The 17,286-nt window shown below is 35.7% G+C and carries 19 protein-coding genes; 7 read left to right on the top strand and 12 right to left on the bottom strand.

The window, feature by feature from the left end; translation table 11 throughout:
- Positions 1–2 precede the first annotated feature (2 nt).
- From EG342_RS03610 to EG342_RS25670, 4 genes are all read right to left on the bottom strand, one after another.
- Positions 3–608 carry a hypothetical protein gene (locus tag EG342_RS03610; RefSeq protein ID WP_103288454.1) on the bottom strand — a complete coding sequence of 202 codons (606 nt, stop codon included), beginning with the start codon at positions 606–608 and terminating at the stop codon, positions 3–5.
- A gap of 36 nt (positions 609–644) precedes the next feature.
- The gene (locus EG342_RS03615; RefSeq protein WP_123868024.1) at positions 645–1,244 is read right to left on the bottom strand and encodes a hypothetical protein; all 600 of its coding nucleotides are present in this window, start codon (positions 1,242–1,244) and stop codon (positions 645–647) included.
- 19 nt (positions 1,245–1,263) lie between these two features.
- Positions 1,264–2,556, bottom strand: a complete 1,293-nt coding sequence (locus EG342_RS03620; protein WP_103288456.1) for a phenylacetate--CoA ligase family protein — start codon at positions 2,554–2,556, stop codon at positions 1,264–1,266.
- A 79-nt stretch (positions 2,557–2,635) separates the two neighbouring features.
- On the bottom strand, positions 2,636–4,324 hold the full coding sequence (locus EG342_RS25670) for a M23 family metallopeptidase (RefSeq protein WP_103288457.1): 1,689 nt from the start codon (positions 4,322–4,324) through the stop codon (positions 2,636–2,638).
- A 657-nt stretch (positions 4,325–4,981) separates the two neighbouring features.
- Here EG342_RS25670 and ileS point away from each other — a divergent pair.
- The 6 genes from ileS to EG342_RS03655 all read left to right on the top strand — a co-directional run bounded on the left by ileS (position 4,982) and on the right by EG342_RS03655 (position 10,652).
- Positions 4,982–8,377 (top strand): isoleucine--tRNA ligase, encoded by a 3,396-nt coding sequence (gene ileS / locus EG342_RS03630; protein ID WP_103288458.1) that lies wholly within the window; start codon positions 4,982–4,984, stop codon positions 8,375–8,377.
- 59 nt (positions 8,378–8,436) lie between these two features.
- Complete coding sequence (locus EG342_RS03635) at positions 8,437–8,817, top strand: TraR/DksA family transcriptional regulator (RefSeq protein ID WP_027373061.1); 381 nt, start codon at positions 8,437–8,439, stop codon at positions 8,815–8,817.
- A 79-nt stretch (positions 8,818–8,896) separates the two neighbouring features.
- Positions 8,897–9,142: a DUF6576 domain-containing protein gene (locus tag EG342_RS03640; protein WP_103288459.1), complete on the top strand. Its 246-nt coding sequence runs from the start codon at positions 8,897–8,899 to the stop codon at positions 9,140–9,142.
- A gap of 16 nt (positions 9,143–9,158) precedes the next feature.
- Positions 9,159–9,353: a DUF2683 family protein gene (locus EG342_RS03645; protein WP_076356893.1), complete on the top strand. Its 195-nt coding sequence runs from the start codon at positions 9,159–9,161 to the stop codon at positions 9,351–9,353.
- Positions 9,353–9,991: a lipoprotein signal peptidase gene (locus EG342_RS03650; RefSeq protein WP_103288460.1), complete on the top strand. Its 639-nt coding sequence runs from the start codon at positions 9,353–9,355 to the stop codon at positions 9,989–9,991. The genes EG342_RS03645 and EG342_RS03650 overlap by 1 nt, the downstream gene beginning before the upstream one ends.
- Before the next feature lie 16 nt (positions 9,992–10,007).
- Positions 10,008–10,652, top strand: a complete 645-nt coding sequence (locus EG342_RS03655) for a SanA/YdcF family protein (RefSeq protein ID WP_103288461.1) — start codon at positions 10,008–10,010, stop codon at positions 10,650–10,652.
- A gap of 1 nt (position 10,653) precedes the next feature.
- On the opposite strand, the gene EG342_RS25595 is transcribed toward EG342_RS03655, so the two are convergent.
- Positions 10,654–10,779, bottom strand: a complete 126-nt coding sequence (locus EG342_RS25595) for a hypothetical protein (RefSeq protein ID WP_260232354.1) — start codon at positions 10,777–10,779, stop codon at positions 10,654–10,656.
- An 82-nt stretch (positions 10,780–10,861) separates the two neighbouring features.
- Here EG342_RS25595 and trpS point away from each other — a divergent pair, with 82 nt between their 5' ends.
- Positions 10,862–11,830, top strand: coding sequence for a tryptophan--tRNA ligase (gene trpS / locus EG342_RS03660; RefSeq protein WP_103288462.1), 969 nt, complete (start codon positions 10,862–10,864; stop codon positions 11,828–11,830).
- Between the two features lie 57 nt (positions 11,831–11,887).
- Here trpS and EG342_RS03665 read toward each other — a convergent pair whose 3' ends face one another.
- The 7 genes from EG342_RS03665 to EG342_RS03695 all read right to left on the bottom strand — a co-directional run bounded on the left by EG342_RS03665 (position 11,888) and on the right by EG342_RS03695 (position 17,219).
- Positions 11,888–13,180: a sensor histidine kinase gene (locus EG342_RS03665; RefSeq protein ID WP_103288463.1), complete on the bottom strand. Its 1,293-nt coding sequence runs from the start codon at positions 13,178–13,180 to the stop codon at positions 11,888–11,890.
- Positions 13,180–13,851, bottom strand: coding sequence for a response regulator transcription factor (locus tag EG342_RS03670; RefSeq protein WP_103288464.1), 672 nt, complete (start codon positions 13,849–13,851; stop codon positions 13,180–13,182). Before EG342_RS03670 ends, EG342_RS03665 begins: the two co-directional genes overlap by 1 nt.
- Positions 13,852–13,970: 119 nt before the next feature.
- Positions 13,971–14,177 carry a PepSY-like domain-containing protein gene (locus EG342_RS03675; protein ID WP_103288465.1) on the bottom strand — a complete coding sequence of 69 codons (207 nt, stop codon included), beginning with the start codon at positions 14,175–14,177 and terminating at the stop codon, positions 13,971–13,973.
- A 36-nt stretch (positions 14,178–14,213) separates the two neighbouring features.
- Entirely contained in the window at positions 14,214–14,663 is a 450-nt protein-coding gene (locus EG342_RS03680) for a PepSY-like domain-containing protein (RefSeq protein ID WP_213083877.1), read from the bottom strand.
- Positions 14,664–15,044: 381 nt separating this feature from the next.
- Positions 15,045–15,740, bottom strand: coding sequence for a YjjG family noncanonical pyrimidine nucleotidase (locus EG342_RS03685; protein WP_103288466.1), 696 nt, complete (start codon positions 15,738–15,740; stop codon positions 15,045–15,047).
- Positions 15,741–15,942: 202 nt separating this feature from the next.
- On the bottom strand, positions 15,943–16,533 hold the full coding sequence (locus tag EG342_RS03690; protein ID WP_076553265.1) for an RNA polymerase sigma factor: 591 nt from the start codon (positions 16,531–16,533) through the stop codon (positions 15,943–15,945).
- A 194-nt stretch (positions 16,534–16,727) separates the two neighbouring features.
- The gene (locus tag EG342_RS03695) at positions 16,728–17,219 is read right to left on the bottom strand and encodes a hypothetical protein (protein ID WP_103288467.1); all 492 of its coding nucleotides are present in this window, start codon (positions 17,217–17,219) and stop codon (positions 16,728–16,730) included.
- Positions 17,220–17,286: the final 67 nt, after the last annotated feature.

The following is a 17,286-nucleotide window of genomic DNA, read 5'->3' on the forward strand; positions in this document are numbered from 1 at the left end:
TTTTATTTCAAAGCATCTTTGATTTCTTTTCCTAACTTCTTTCCTGTCACTTCATAAGCAGCAGCAATTCTTCCATATTCCCAGGAAAACTCTTTGTTCATTTGTTTTCCTCCGATTTTATCTGCTTTTAACTTCATGACCACTTTTTCAGGATTATCCGTTTCTACAAAGGTCAGATCAGCTGTAAGCTTAGCCTCCTGAGAACCGATCATTCCACCATACCAACCCGCATAGATCCATTTTGAATCAATGATCAGCGTATATTTTGCTTTAGTGTCATTATTAAACACTACTTTTTTAGATTTACCATTAATACCTTTTAAAAAGTACTCAAGATATTCTGATGTTTTGAATTTTTCCCATTGAGAAGTCCAGTTCTGCCACACAGCTTCGCCTTTTTTCAGCATAATTTCGCCTTTTCTGCCTTCAAGATACTGAGCTTCAGTAAGGTTTTTCTCCTGATAGGTAGCATTTTCAAGTTTCAATTGAACATTGACCACACTCTGATCTTTTAAAAAGTCAAAATTACCGGATTGAAGATTGATTTGGTTTTGTGCAAAAGTGGTTGTAGCAACTGCCATCAACAATAGCAGAAATAATTTTTTCATAGTTTATTAGTTAAAATTTAAATTTATAAGGGACACTTATTTTTTAGTATAATAGTCAACTTTCAGGGCGAGCATTTTCGAGGTCTTTGCGTAGCATTCCGCAATACGGTCATTGTTGTTAGGAACTCCTATAACATTATCTCCTGTAGCTTTTAACCCTTCGACTACCATTAAAACAGTGTTTGGATTATCGGTTTCTACAAACGTCATTCTAGAATTCATTTCGGCATGAATGCTCCCGATACCACCAAAAATACCCTGAGAAATCCAGGTTGGTTCTACAATTAAAGTATATTTGGTTTTTTCAAAATGGGTAGCTGCTTCTATATCCGTATTTTTATTCCAGGATGCTAAAAATTTATCCTGAAATGTTTTTGTCTTCGAATATTCCCAGTCATTTTTCCATTTCTCAGCTTCTTCTTTATCCTTTCTTTTTTCAATTTCTGCCATTCTTTCGGCAATATACTGCTCTTCCGTAATTTTTTTCCTGGCAAAAGTTACTCCATCAAATTTGAAAACGACTTTAATAAATTTTTGTCCTTTTAAGAAATTATAATCTCCGGAAATTACTTTGACCCGCTGTGCCATCAGGCATACGGAAAGAGCCAAAAAGAATAGAAATAGTGTTTTTTTCATGGTTGTTTTAATTAGTTTTTTATCTTAAATCAATGAATGTAATGGGTTTTCTGCTGTTGGGATTAAAAACTATTTTAGATAAAATATCAAATTCGATGATTTCAATTTTCGGGCTTACTCTTAATTTTGCACGAAAATGATCCCGAACCTCATTCACGAAGTTTTCTGATTCACCGTTTGTACTTATTTTAATGATAATCTCATCCAGACCAATTTCATTCGATTGAATAACGATCTGATGACACAAAATAGTATTAAAATCATTCAAAATATCATTAAGAGCAGGTGGATAGAGCGTTGTACCTTTGTACTTGATCATTTGCTGCATTCTGCCGATTACCGGTCCCAGTCTCATTGTATTTCTACCACATCTGCATGGTTCGTAATGAGCTTTTACAATATCTCCTGTTTTGAATCTCAACAACGGAATTGCTTCTACTCCCAACGTAGTAATCGTCAACTCGCCACTTTCGCCCTCGTTCACGGGAGTTCCAAGATCATCGAGAATTTCTGTAATGATTAATTCCGGATGATGGTGTCCTCCAATCTGATGTTCACATTCTGTAAAGGCAGTACTCATCTCCGTAGAAGCGTAAGTTGAGAAAAGTTTGATATTCCACTTTTCTTTTATTTTCTGTGACAGGATATTATCGGTAAAATCCTGGTTTTTGATACTTTCTCCTATGCACACAGCACCATAAACACTGGAGTTTTTATAATCCACGCCATGTTTTTCTGCATAATCAATCATTTTCAGTAAGAAAGAAGGAACGGTAATCAGATATTTAGGCTGATATCTGAAGATGGAATCCCACTGCAGCTCAGGAATTCCCGGGCCCATTCTCACCACACTCGCACCCATTTTTCTTAATCCTAAAAAATAGGCAAGGCCGGCCATAAATCTTTTATCAATGGTGGTAATCATCTGTACTACATCTCCTTTCTGAATACCGGCACAGGCAAAAGATATGGCTTCGTTGTAAGCCAGCCTTTCAAGGTCATTATCAGACAGTCCAAATGTTACCGGATCACCAAGTGTCCCGGAAGTTGTACTATAATCCACAATCTTATTTGGAGGAATACAGAAAAAATCATGATTGTATTGTTGCAGATCATTCTTAGTGGTCATGGGAATTTTCTGCAGATCTTCCAGAGTTTTAATATCTTCAATATTGATATTATTTTCCCTGAACAGCTTCTGATAAAAAGGAGAATGATTTTCAAGATAAACTAACAGCTCGTGAAGCTTTTTCTCCTGAAACTGCTTAATCTCTGCGGTACTCGATTTTTCGATTGAAGGATGAAATTCCAATGATTTTAATTTTGAGCAAATTTATTTAATTAAATTTAAAAGATTGAGCGATTACAAGATTTAAAAACTAATCTCTTATTTATCTCTGAAACGTAAATGTTTGGGTATTGGTATTGCCTGCCGTATTGATGGTGGTAACTTTTAATGTGTGAGAACCGGAACCTTTTGGACATTTTTCGTCAAAAATATATACAAAATCATTTTTCACTCGGGAAAATCTAAGCCATTTCCCATCCAACTCTGCCCGAAATGAGATGATATCACCAATTTTGGTAGTGCCTTTTAATCGTAAGGAAGCTCCGTTCACCAATGCTCCATCTTTCCAACCGGAAGAAACAGAAGGTAAACTGTTGTCCAATACCAGTTTTACAGTACCCAATCTGTTAAATTGCCCTTCTGCTTTATCACCATTCCATTTTCCTTTTACTGCATCGGTATCGCTGCCATAATCAAACAAAAGAACTACCTTATCTTTTTCTTCCTGACTTAACTTCCTGTTCGGTTTTATTTTCACCGTATAATTATCATGAACCGGTACATAAGGATTGTGCAGATTAATGAGACTGGAAATTACATTCGGGTCAGCATCCTGTTTTTCATTAGCGTTAAAATTAACAGCATCATACACTGCACTTTTACTGAAATTGATTTCAGCATTCTGGGTCGTAATAGTTTTAGCTTCGTTAGGTTGCAGAACATTATTACCTGTAGGGATTGCCTTATTTGCAGCACCACTAAGCTGAACTTTGGTCGTCAGGCGGCTTGTATTTCCTTTGACATCTTTTAAAACAATCTCAATGTTGTGAATCTCTTCATCCTGAAGGGTGATAATTCCGGTTAAATTGGGAGTGCTGTAATTCTGAAGTTTCATTCCCGGTAAAGTAGATAAATGCTGGATACTCATTTTGTCTCTTGAAAATTTCGTGTAATCAATACAACCATTTTCAAAACGGGTATCGTCATAGCTTACTTTATCAATAGAAAAACCATAGATTAACTTACCATCCATCAACAACTCTGCCTGATAAATTCCAAGATTAAATCCCTGATTTGCTTTATCTACGGCTTTTATTGCAAAGCTTATTACCGGAGAGTTAACTCTGACAATATCTGCACTGTAAATATTTCCTGTTTTTTTAACTGCAATTCCGTTTGCTCCCGGCTCATAAGTACTGAAACGTCTGTCATACCAATACAACCCACTGATAATTGGGGACACATTATCGGGAATCGCAAAACCAAAAAGCAATGGATTAAGGCATTCTTCTGTTTTGGTATCTCTTATTTCAAAATGTAAATGCGGGCCGGCTGAACCTCCTGTATTACCACTTAACGCAATTAACTGCCCTTTTGTGACAGGAAATTGCCCGGGCTGAAAAGTGATATCCTGCTCCCATTTTTCATCTTTATACTGTCTTTCTTTTACGTATTCATCAAGCTTATCGTAATATTTATTTAAATGGGCATACACTGTCGTATATCCATTGGGATGGGTGATATAAACCGCATTTCCAAAACCATATCGTTCTACTTTTATCCTGCTTACATAGCCATCTGCTGCGGCAAGAACAGAGAGGTTTTCCTGACTGTTGGTTCGAAGATCCAATCCCATATGAAAATGATTGGAACGGACCGCTCCAAAATTAGCAGCCAGCTGCATGGAAATATTCAAGGGATTCCGGAAATAATTTTGTGGGTAATTCTGAGCTTGTGAGACGATACTGTTTATGAAACAAACAATCAGTATCAGTTTACAAAAGATTTTCATACATCATTTAGTTAGGTTCATTTTAAATATACGAAATTTCAAGCAATGATTGTGCTATTTTAGTTTTACAGATAATCTGGATTGACCATATTTTTTAAACCAGAGATTTACAGAGATGGAGATTGGTAAGGGTTATTTAAAGTTTTGGCTAAAGCCTATGGAGCGAATATTTCCTTTATTAAATGGGCTAAAGCCCATTTCTATTGATAATCTTGTAATCTCTAAAGTCTGCGAGAGATAATCTACTCAAGGGCCATTGTCATTCTGACGAAGGAAGAATCTCATATATGGCTAGATTCTTCATTTCACTTCTGAACTACGTCCGCAAACCTTCAGTTTGTATTCAGAATGACAGAGCCATAATAACTACGATATCAGGATCAGTGTAAAATTGTATATAATAACCTAATTTAAATTAAGCCAAAGTCAATCTGTATTAAATCTTTCATGCATAAATTCCCGGTAAGATTGAAAATAAAAGAGGCTCATAAATTCACTCATTTACTACTATCTATTCCCTTTTAAACCCTTTCTCCATTTATATTTCTGAAATTGAACTTTTTAATAGAATATATCGAAATAAAACATATATTATAAACCGACAAAAATCACTAAATTTGCAGACTTAATTAATCAACGAAAATTGAGATATTTACAATGAGCCAATTTAAAGAATATAAAAACCTCAACCTTACTGACATAGCCGAGAATGTAGCGGAATTCTGGAAACTGAATAAAACTTTCAGCAAAAGTGTTGAGATTCGCGAGGGCAGTCCCGAGTTTGTATTTTATGAAGGTCCGCCTTCAGCAAACGGTATGCCTGGAATTCACCACGTAATGGCAAGAGCATTGAAAGATATTTTCTGCCGTTATCAAACGCAAAACGGGAAGCAGGTTTTCCGTAAAGCGGGTTGGGATACGCATGGTCTTCCTGTGGAACTGGGTGTAGAAAAAGAATTAGGAATCACTAAAGAAGATATTGGCAAAAAAATCTCGATTGAAGATTATAACAAAGCTTGTCGTGAAGCAGTAATGCGTTATACAGATGTCTGGAATACCCTTACTGAAAAAATCGGATATTGGGTAGATCTTAATGATCCGTATATCACGTACAAATCAAAATATATGGAGACGGTATGGTGGTTGCTGAAGCAGTTATACGACAAAAGTTTGTTGTATAAAGGATATACCATCCAGCCTTATTCGCCAAAAGCAGGAACTGGACTTTCTTCTCACGAATTGAATCAGCCCGGAACATATCGTGATGTTTCAGATACTACGGTTGTGGCCCAATTTAAAGTTAAAAAAGATTCATCTGCTTTATTCAGTGATGTTGACGGTGATGTACATATCTTAGCATGGACGACTACTCCATGGACGTTGCCTTCCAATACGGCTCTTACCGTAGGAAGAGATATTGAATATGTTTTGGTTAAAACCTTCAATCAATATACATTTGAACCGGTAACTGTTGTTTTATCAAGCGTTCTTTTACCTAAGGTTTTCGGTAAAAAATATGCTGAAGGAACGGATGAGGATTTTGCAAATTATACGGCGGAAACTAAAGTAATTCCTTTCAGAATTTTAAAAGAATTTACCGGAGAAAAGCTTGTTGACACAAGATATGAGCAACTGGTTCCATGGTTTACACCTAATGATCATGCTGAAAATGCATTCAGAGTAATCCTTGGAGATTTTGTAACCACAGAGGATGGTACAGGTATCGTTCATACTGCACCTACCTTTGGTGCTGATGATGCGAGAGTTGCTAAAATGGCACAACCTGAGATTCCACCAATGTTGGTAAAGGATGAGAACGAGAATCTTGTACCACTGGTTGATCTTCAGGGTAAATTCATTCAGGGAGAAAATGTTCCTGAAGTATTCTCTGGAAAATATATCAAAAACGAATATTATGATGAAGGCACTGCTCCTGAGAAATCATGGGATGTAGAGCTTGCTATTTTGTTGAAGACAGAAAACAAGGCTTTCAAAGTAGAAAAATATGTCCACTCTTATCCACACTGCTGGAGAACGGATAAACCGGTATTATACTACCCGCTGGATTCCTGGTTTGTAAAGATGACTGCTGTAAAAGACAGATTGGTTAACTTAAACAAAGAAATCAACTGGAAGCCGAAAGCTACGGGAGAAGGCCGTTTTGCCAACTGGCTGGAGAATGTAAACGACTGGAATCTTTCCCGTTCAAGATATTGGGGAATTCCATTGCCTATCTGGAGAACAGATGATCTGAAAGAAGAAAAGATCATAGGTTCTGTGGAAGAGCTTTACAACGAAATAGAAAAATCTATTGAAGCAGGATTAATGTCCGAAAACCCGTTCAAAGGTTTTGTGATCGGAAATATGTCTGAATCCAACTACGACCTGGTTGATCTTCATAAAAATGTAGTAGACAAAGTGGTATTGGTTTCTGATTCAGGAAAAGCAATGAAGCGTGAGAGCGACTTGATCGACGTATGGTTTGATTCAGGTTCAATGCCGTATGCACAATTGCATTATCCTTTTGAAAACAAGGAATTAATCGACAGCAATAAAGCATTCCCTGCTGATTTTATCGCAGAAGGAGTGGATCAGACCCGTGGATGGTTCTATACGTTACATGCGATCGGAACAGCTGTTTTTGATTCTGTTGCATACAAAAATGTGATGAGTAACGGTCTTGTACTGGATAAAAACGGACAGAAGATGTCAAAACGTTTAGGAAATGCTGTAGATCCATTTGAAACACTTTCTGTATACGGACCTGATGCTACCCGTTGGTACATGATCTCCAATGCCAATCCATGGGAAAACCTGAAGTTTGATATCGAAGGAATTGATGAGGTAAGAAGGAAATTCTTCGGAACTCTTTACAATACCTATTCATTCTTTGCATTGTACGCCAATGTTGATGGATTCAACTATTCTGAGAAAGAAGTGGAAAACCGCCCTGAAATAGACAGATGGATCCTTTCTGAGCTTAATCTTCTGATCAAAGAAGTAAAAGCATTCTATGAAGACTACGAACCAACAAGAGTGGCAAGAGCGATCAGTACATTTGTAAATGATAATTTAAGTAACTGGTATGTAAGATTATGCAGAAGACGTTTCTGGAAAGGAGATTATTCTGATGATAAAATCTCTGCTTACCAGACTTTATATACCTGTCTTGAGGTAGTGGCCAAACTATCGGCTCCTATTGCTCCGTTCTTTATGGATCAGTTGTATCAGGATTTAAATAAAGTAACCGGTAAAGAAAACTGTGAATCTGTACACTTAACAGACTTCCCGGTGGCTGATGAAAGTATGATTGATCAGGATTTGGTTGAAAAGACACACTTAGCACAGAATATCACCAGTATGGTTTTCTCCCTGAGAAAGAAAGAGAACATGAAGGTACGCCAGCCATTACAGAAAGTATTGGTGCCCGTATTGGATTCCAAAACAGAGGAGCAAATTCTTGCTGTTGCAGATCTGATCAAGCAGGAAGTGAATGTGAAAGAATTACAGTTAATTAATGCTGAAGAAGCATCTCATTTAATTGTAAAACAGATTAAACCCAATTTCAAAGCATTAGGCCCTAAATTAGGAAAAGACATGAAAGTCGTAGGTGCTGAAATCAGCAATCTTACTGCAGAACAGATTTCCGGTCTTGAAAAAGAAGGAAAACTTGATGTTCAGGGATATGAGATTACTCTTGAAGATGTGGAAATTTCTACAAAAGATATCCCAGGATGGACCGTGACTTCTGACGGGAAAACAACTGTGGCACTAGATTTGACGTTAACAGATGAATTAAAATCTGAAGGGATTGCAAGAGAGTTTATTAACAGAATTCAGAACTTGCGAAAAGATAAAGACTTTGAACTGACAGACAGAATTAATATTTTCGTTGAAGAAAGCTCACCATTCATTGAGAATATTAAGAAAAATGAGGAATATATTTCTTCAGAGGTCTTGTCAAATAAAATAGAAATTGTATCTTCACTTTCAAATTTTAACGAAATCGAAATAGATGAGGTTAATTTTAAGATAAATATCGAAAAAAATTAACATGTAGTTATTGTATTTCAAATTCCATTTCATAATTTTATTAAAAAAGAGAAAAGAATATGTCAGACGAAAGAGTTAGATACAGCGATGCTGATTTACAGGAATTTAAAGCGATCATTAAAGACAAAATAGAGAAAGCAGAAAAAGATCTTCAGCTGATCAGAGAAAGTTTCATCAATGACCAGAACAATGGGACGGATGATACTTCGCCTACCTTCAAAGCATTTGAAGAAGGAGCTGAAACATTGAGCAAGGAGCAAAACTCTATTTTAGCAGGAAGACAGGAAAAATTCGTGCGTGATCTGAAGAATGCATTAATCAGAATCGAAAATAAAACGTATGGTGTTTGTAGAGTAACAGGGAAATTAATTCCTAAGGAAAGACTTTTGGCCGTTCCTCATGCTACGCTCAGCATCGAAGCGAAAAATATGCAAAAATAACCGTAAGGTTTGAAAAATAATATTGGGTTTATATCGTATTCAAAGGATACTTTATAAACCTAATTTTTAATGTATACCCATGAGCGAATTATTAATTTTAGGAATTATCATCGCAATCGTTTTAATGTTTTTTAATAGAGAATGGATCAAAAATAAATTCTTTCCGGAACAACATAAAAACTATACGATAGATGATCAATTTAATTCTGATAAACGCGACCGGGAAAAAGAAATTGACAGACTTTTGAGTAAGATGGGTAAAAACGGAGTCAATGACTTGTCAGAAAAAGATAGGAAACGACTTGACGATTTGTCCAAAATGTAATAATTAAATATAAGAAATGGAATCTATTATAGTACATCCAAAAAACGCAATGGAGCTAAGCGCACTGAAAGGTGTTTTGAAAGAAATGAACATTAAATTTGAGAAAGCTCATGTTAAAAGTTCGTTTAATGGCCAGAAGGTAATCAAAAAAGCAAGCGATAATAAAAATATTAAACCAGCTAACAAACCTTCAAAACCTAAAGGAGAGTAATGAAAAAGATCTTAGCGATTACATTTTTGGTATTGTTAATAGACCAGGCTTCAAAAATTTATATTAAAACCCATTTCAATCTGGATGACAGCATTTCTGTTCTTCCCGGCTTTAAGCTGACTTTTGTAGAAAATCCAGGAATGGCTTATGGACTTCACTTCGGTGGAGTTATTGGGAAATACTTCCTTGTTATTTTAAGACTTTTCTTAATCGGAGGAATGGTTTATATGTTCAAAAAATGGCTGAAAGACGGAGCATCCAATTATCTTTTGGTTCCTATGGCCATTATTTTTGCAGGAGCCATCGGAAATATTATCGACGGGATGTTCTACGGAATGATTTTCGACAGCGGAACCGTATATGATCCAAGTATTGACCGATGGATAGGATATGGTGGGATTTCCAAGTTTGCCCCTTTTGGACAAGGTTATTCTACATTTATGAAAGGATGTGTGGTAGATATGCTCCACTTCCCGTTAGTAGACTGGTATGTTCCTGAAGGATGGCCTTTAATCGGTGGCAAGCACCTTGAATTTTTCAAATATATTTTTAATGTAGCCGATTCTGCCATTACTGTAGGAGCTGCTTTATTATTAATTTTCAGAAAAAAAGCTTTCCCGAACGGTCTTGAATTTTAAATGACTTATTTTTCGGATGAGAAAAACAATCAAAAATATTTTTAAATTTTTCCTGTTGCTTGTAGTGGCAGGAATTATTTTTATCGCCTGGGCAAATTACAGTATTAAGAAAGAAAGTGAATCTTTTGTTTCCTACCATATTGCGGATGTACCGGAAACCAAGACAGCCTTGTTACTTGGAACCGGCAAAACATTAAGCAACGGAATGCCGAATGCTTATTTCTACAACAGAATTAAAGCCACCGCAGATTTATACAACAGCGGAAAAATACAATACATTATTGTCAGCGGCGACAACAGCACCAAAGATTATAATGAGCCCGAAGATATGCAGTTGGAACTGATGAAACAAGGGATTCCAAAAGACAAAATCATCATGGACCACGCGGGATTCAGAACACTGGATTCCGTTGTAAGAGCTAAGGATATTTTCGGACAAACGAAACTGGTGATCATCTCACAAAAATTTCACAATGAAAGAGCCGTTTTTCTGGCACGGCACAACGGCATGGAAGCATTCGGATATAACGCAGCAGATGTGAATAAATATGCGGGTTTAAAGACCAACCTGAGAGAATACCTAGCGAAAGCTAAAGCATATTGGGATCTTTTGTTTGGAGTACAGCCGAAATTTGGAGGTGAAAAGATCGTGATTCCATAATTTATGTTTTGGCTAAAGCCATTGGAATTGTTTCTTTATTGTAAGGCGGGCTAAAGCCCACCCCTATTGATAGAGCCAAGCCAATATTGAAATTTGGTAACAACATCTTTCGTCTTTCGTCTTTCATCTTTTAAACTTTTTAATTCATTATTCCCGGCAAACCTCGTAAATTTGCAATTCATTAATTTTTAAATATAAATTTTAAACAAATGTCAAGAATTCTTACCGGCATTCAAGCCACCGGAACTCCCCATCTTGGAAATCTTCTTGGGGCGATTATTCCTGCTATCGAATTATCCAAGCAGGAGGAAAATGAATCATTTTTATTTATCGCTAACCTTCATACACTTACGCAGATTAAAGATGCGGAGGTGCTGAGACAGAATACCTACGAGATTGCTGCGGCTTGGCTTGCTTGTGGACTAGATACACAGAAAACGTACTTTTACAGACAGAGTGATATCCCTGAAACCTGTGAACTTACTTGGCATTTATCATGTTTCTTCCCTTATCAAAGATTAACATTAGCGCACTCTTTTAAAGATAAAGCAGACAGACTTCAGGATGTGAATGCAGGATTGTTTACCTATCCTATTTTGATGGCTGCGGATATTTTATTGTACGATGCAGAGATTGTTCCTGTAGGAAAAGATCAGCTTCAGCACCTGGAGATTGCAAGAGATGTTGCTTCAAGGTTTAATAACCAGATGGGCGAAATTCTTGTACTACCACAGGCAGAACTTCAGAAAGACACCAAATATGTTCCCGGAACTGATGGCCGCAAAATGTCTAAGTCAATGGGAAATATCATCAATATTTTCTTACCGGAAAAGGAACTGAAGAAGCAGGTGATGAGTATTGAGTCGGATTCTAAGTCTTTAGAAGAACCTAAAGATCCTGAAACGGATAAAACCTTCCAGATCTATGAACTGATTGCAACTCCTGAACAGACTGAAGAATTAAGAGCCAAATATCTGGCCGGCAACTTTGGTTATGGTCATGCTAAAAAAGAATTGTTGGATCTTATCCTGGTTCGTTTCGAGAAGGAAAGGGAAATATTCAATTATTATATGACGCACCTTGACGAACTGGAAGCAAAACTTCAGGAAGGCGCAGAAAAAACAAGACCTGTTGCATTGGCTACTCTTAAAAGGGTAAGAACAAGCTTAGGGTTTTAATTCTAATCTGATTTTTAAACATAAAAAGCCTTTCATTTTTTGAAAGGCTTTTGTATTTTAGAATTTTTGTATGTTATTTTTAGTCAGAATAAAATAATGCATCTGATCTTCAAACTCATAAGAAATATCCCAACCCGGATACTGTTTGATGATCGTCTTAATAATAGACAAACCCAGCCCTGTGGAACCACGATCAGTTCCCTGCTTATAAAAACGATTAAATATGCGGGATTTATCTAAAGGGACAGGCGATCCACTGTTTTGAAATGTGATTCTGTCGTTTTCAATAATGATATTCAGGGTTCCTTCTTCATTATTATATTTGACAGCATTTTTAAGAAGATTGGATAATAAGATATCGGCCAGATCCTGATTAAAATTGGCCTCAAAACCTCCTCTTTCTATGATATTGACATTGATATTTTTAAATTGAATAAAGTCTTCATAGTTTTCAACAAGCCTAGTAATCAATGTATTGAAATTCAAACCTGCCGTTTTATTGAACTGGCTGTTTTCTATTTTGGAAAGCATTAATAGGGATTTATTCAATCCTACCATTCTTCGCAGATCATTTTTAACTTCAGAAAGAAAATTCATATTCTTTTTATCGAGTTCTTCATTCTGAATGAGAAGATCTATTTTATTGATCACAATAGCAAGCGGGGTTTGAAGCTCATGGGATGCATTTTCAATAAATTGTTTCTGCTGATAAAAAACGAGTTCATTACGCTCGATCATTTCACCTATCTCCACATTTAATTCTTCAAATTCTTTTATTGAATAATTCTGTTGTTCCTGAACAGAAGGATTCCCAAACTGATATTTTTTCAATTGATCTAAAATAGAATAAAATGGCCTCATTGCCTTATTAAGCAAATATCCATTCACCACTACAATACTTATGACCAAAAGAATATAAAGAACAATCAGAGCAGTCGTAAGATCATAAATCAGCTCATCTTCTTCCACAGTAGAGGTTCTGATGACAAGCCTTTGATAGCTTTTAAACTGATCGATAAAGTCGGCTTCAAGTACGCGATAAGGCTGGTCTTTATCGTCATACTCCATATAATACATTTTATTGTAGAGTCTACTTTTGTTCTTGTATTCACCGGAAGCAATAGGCATGATTTTAAATTCGTTAAAACCAAAATCATTGTTTTTTAATAGCTGCGGATTCAGATAAACCGCTTTAATGATCTGTATTTTCCGGTCTCTTAATCCATCATCCACATTATCATGTACTTCATCCAGAATATAGGCATAAAATAACCCAGCCCAAACTGCAATAACCAGCAGCAGGATCATAATCAGATATTTTATCGTATAATATTTTAACGAAACTTTCATCAGATAAATTTATATCCTATACCATACACAGCCTGGAAATCTGCTTCAGCATGTAGGGTTTTTAATTTTTTACGAAGATTTTTAATCTGCGAATAGATAAAATCAAGACTATCTGCCTGATCGATATAATCGCCCCAAATGGCTTCTGCGAGGGTAGTTTTCTGCAAGGTTTTCTCAGGATGAATCACAAAATAATACAAAAGATCATATTCTTTACGGTTCAGCACCAGTTCTTCACTTCCTACCATAACTTTCCGGCTGTCGGGATCGATGCTTATATTTTTATATTTGATGATACTTTCCCCATCCTGATGATTTCGCCTGATCACAGATTTGATCCTTGCCATTAATTCTGCCAGGTGAAAAGGTTTGGCAAGATAATCATCGGCACCTATCTCCAGACCGGTTACCTTATCATCCACCGAATCTTTGGCAGAAAGGATAATGACCGGATCTTTTTTATGCATTTTCTTAATCTCTTTCAACAGATCGATGCCATTCCCATCCGGAAGCATGATATCCAAAAGGATACAATCGTATTCGTAAGAAATAATTTTTTCCAACCCGGACTGATAGGTATCGGCATATTCTACAATAAAATGTTCTGCCTCCAGAAATTTCTGTACCGTATTTTTTAACTCCGGTTCATCTTCTACTATTAAAATCTTCATATATACAGCTGTTATTTATCTGCCGGGTGACCAAGTATCTATCAAATATAGGAAATTATAAAGTTGGAAGCAGGAAGACTTTCTATTGCCTTCCTGCTTCCAACTTACTTTTAAAAAAATTAATTTGTTTTTACAAAACGTCCGTCCGCATCGAAGATCAGACTTATACCGTTCATCAAATCAACTTTATAGGCGTTATATTTTTTTTCAATAGACTGAACTACGCTGCACGGATAGTGCTTTGTCATAAAAGACACCATACTCTTTCTAATCTTGCTTGAAGAAACCTTTCTTCCATTACTTCTTATTAAGCTCCAGTTAACCATAATATTAAATTTTTTATTGTTATACGTTACTTGTAATTAGTCATCAATTTTTTTAAAATTCCCGTTTTTATCAAACTCCAGTTCCAGTCCGTTGGAAAGTTCTGCTTTATATGCCCATCTCTTCTTCTCTACTTTTACGATATAGGTATTCGGGAAATTTCTCGTGGCGTAATTTCTTATGGATACAGGAATAAAACCGTAAGGTAGTTTTTGATGTTTACCATCCACTTCTTTCCAGTTCCCATTACTATCAAATTCCATTTTCATTCCATTGTTCAGATATACCTTATATTCATCTACTCCATAGATTTCTCTGTCTTCTACGGCTGAGCTTACAGGAATCCCTTTAAAATGGGCATAAAGAAAGGTTTTTGCAGTCTTTGGCAATTGATTCGGGGATATCGCTCTATCCTGTGCTGAGATCAGGCCTCCTGCGAATAAGAACATTAGAATAAATATTGCGGTAATCATCCTTACTTTTTTCATAACATTAAGTTTTTCTTTATTATTATGAAGCAAAGTTCCAAATCAATTTAGGAAAGAATTGGGAATAAGTCTGATTTGTAAAAGATTAGGCTAAGAATACTACACAAGTTTAAAAAGAATCAATTGCATTGATTCAGCTCTGGCTCCCTTCAACACGAAGTAAGAATAGAAATTCGTTGCTTGAAAAATTCTGAAAATTGTAGATTAGAAAAAGAAAATAATGGGTACCAGTAAAAAAAATAAACCATTAAAGCCACGTTTAGGTAGTAAAAATAGTAAGAAGAACATTTGAAATAGCTTCATTGTTTGTCTTACTATTCTTACCAGCCTCAGTAGCCTTAATGGTTTAAATATATTGTAAGCTGTAGAGCTTAAATCTGATTATAAATAATCTTTAATTTGCTGAAGATGAGTAATAACCTTTAAACCAGGCTCCTTTTTATCTTCTTTATACACATCAAAGAAAATGGCATCCATTCCAAAATCCGTGGCTCCCATTGCATCTGCAATCCAGTCATCTCCAATCAGGATACTTTCTTCTTTTTTAGCCTCGGAAAGGCCTAAAGAGTATTCAAAGATTCTTGGATTGGGCTTTCTCACTCCGATAGCGTCTGCACTGGTAATGGTTTTAAAATAAGGGGCAATACCCGATAATATACATTTCCTTTCCGTTACCTCCTGGAAACCATTAGAAATAATGTGTAATGTATAATTCTTAGCTTTCAGATAATCAAGTATATCTTCAGCTCCTTCCACCAATTCGTTATGACTTACCATATTGTCCAGAAAGTGTTCTTCAAAATAAAGGGAAAGCTCTTTGTTGTCTATCCCAAAATGTTTGAAGGAATCATAAAAACGGTGTTCTCTCAAATACTCTTTGCTTATCATCCCATCTCTGATCTTTTCCCACAACTCTTCATTGATATCGTGATAAACAGCATGAAATTCTTCAAAGTCAATATTGTACTTTGAAGTAATCTCCTGTTTTTCGAAAAGATTTTTGATGTTCAGATAGGCATTTCTGCGATGATCCCAGAGCGTATTGTCCAGATCAAAATAAACGTGCTGCATTTTCATACAGCACAAAGTTAGTCATTTTAATTTTTCGAAATAGGATAATTCTTGCTCTTGCTTTTCACAATTTCAATACTTTTGGAAAAATTGAGCAGAAAGTCTATGGTTTGTTTTTTAGGTTTCAAAGTTTTCACTTTTAAGGAGTCATTTTTTTTCATATACGAACTATGTTTTCCTTAAAACGAGAAATTTTACGAAATATTATTTATCTGGTTAATATTATGTTATTTTCGTCCATGATTTTTCTCAGGTTGATTAAAGCATATCGTACTCTACCGAGAGTAGTATTGATGCTCATGTCTGTATGATCCGCAATTTCTTTAAAACTTAAGCCGTCAAAAAAACGTAATTTGATCACCTCTTGCTGATTCAGGGGAAGAAACTGCAACATTCTCAGTAAATCTTCCTGAATCTGATTGGTAACCAGCTGGTCTTCAATATTTTCCGAAGGTTCTCTGATCAGGTCAAAAATAGAATATTCATCTGTTTCAAAGGTAGTTTCTGAAACTTTGATATTCTTTGCTTTTAAACGAAAATGATCAATGATCAGGTTGTGAGAGATTCTTTTAGCCCAAAGAATAAATTTGCCTTCTTCGTTATAGCGTCCTTCTTTCAGCATAACAATAATCTTCATGAATGTATCCTGAAAAATATCGTTGGCTAAATCTTCATCATTAATTTTGTAAAAAATGAATGTAAACAGTTCTCTCTGATGGCGATGAATAAGGGTTGATAACGCCCCCTCATCTCCTTTCTGGTAAAGCGAAATTAGTAAACTATCCGATTTTGATTTCATAACTCTTCTCAATATAACATTTGTAGACAGGTATTCCTCCAGATATCCATCTGGTCTTTGCTGTATATACAAAACAGTTTTAGAGTAGAGTCTCTTCTATAGGCTGGTACAAATTATATTATGATGTAAATATAATAATTTTTTAATAACTGTTAACCTATTATTAAATTTTCACAAGAAAAATTTAAAAAAAATCACTTAAACATGTCATGAATGAATACGGTTGGGATATTTAATGTAAAATTAATATTCAACCCTTTCATTTCTTTTCCGTTTAATCGGGTATCTCCGATAGGAAATGCATAGCCCCCCGTAAGGTCCAGCATACCAAATAAAGTCACCCCGATTTTTGGAGCAATATACTTGTTGGTTCCTTCTGCTCCTACCAAAAAGTAGTAGGAATGATAGAAATCCACATTCTTTTCAAAATTAAGCAAGACGTCTGCCTGCAACTTCGGCATAATAGCAAATTTTGAATCTGCTACTCCCATTAATGCAGATCCTCCCAATCTGTAAATGACATCATCATTTTTAAGGAAAAGCAATTTACCTCCAACTTCCCCGAAACTTTGGTTCTGGTAGGTGTATCCCACACTAATCATTTTATGCATCGTATATTGGGCTTTTACCAATGTACTTAGCAAAAACAGGGAAAAGATTGCAACTGCAGTTCGAAAATTCATCATCTTTCAATTTATTAAAGTGTAAAAGTAAAAAAAACTGCCTTATCAAAAGATAAAGCAGCCTATTTAT

The sequence above is a fragment of the Chryseobacterium lactis genome (genome assembly GCF_003815875.1).
In the GTDB taxonomy this organism is placed as follows: Bacteria; Bacteroidota; Bacteroidia; order Flavobacteriales; family Weeksellaceae; genus Chryseobacterium; species Chryseobacterium lactis.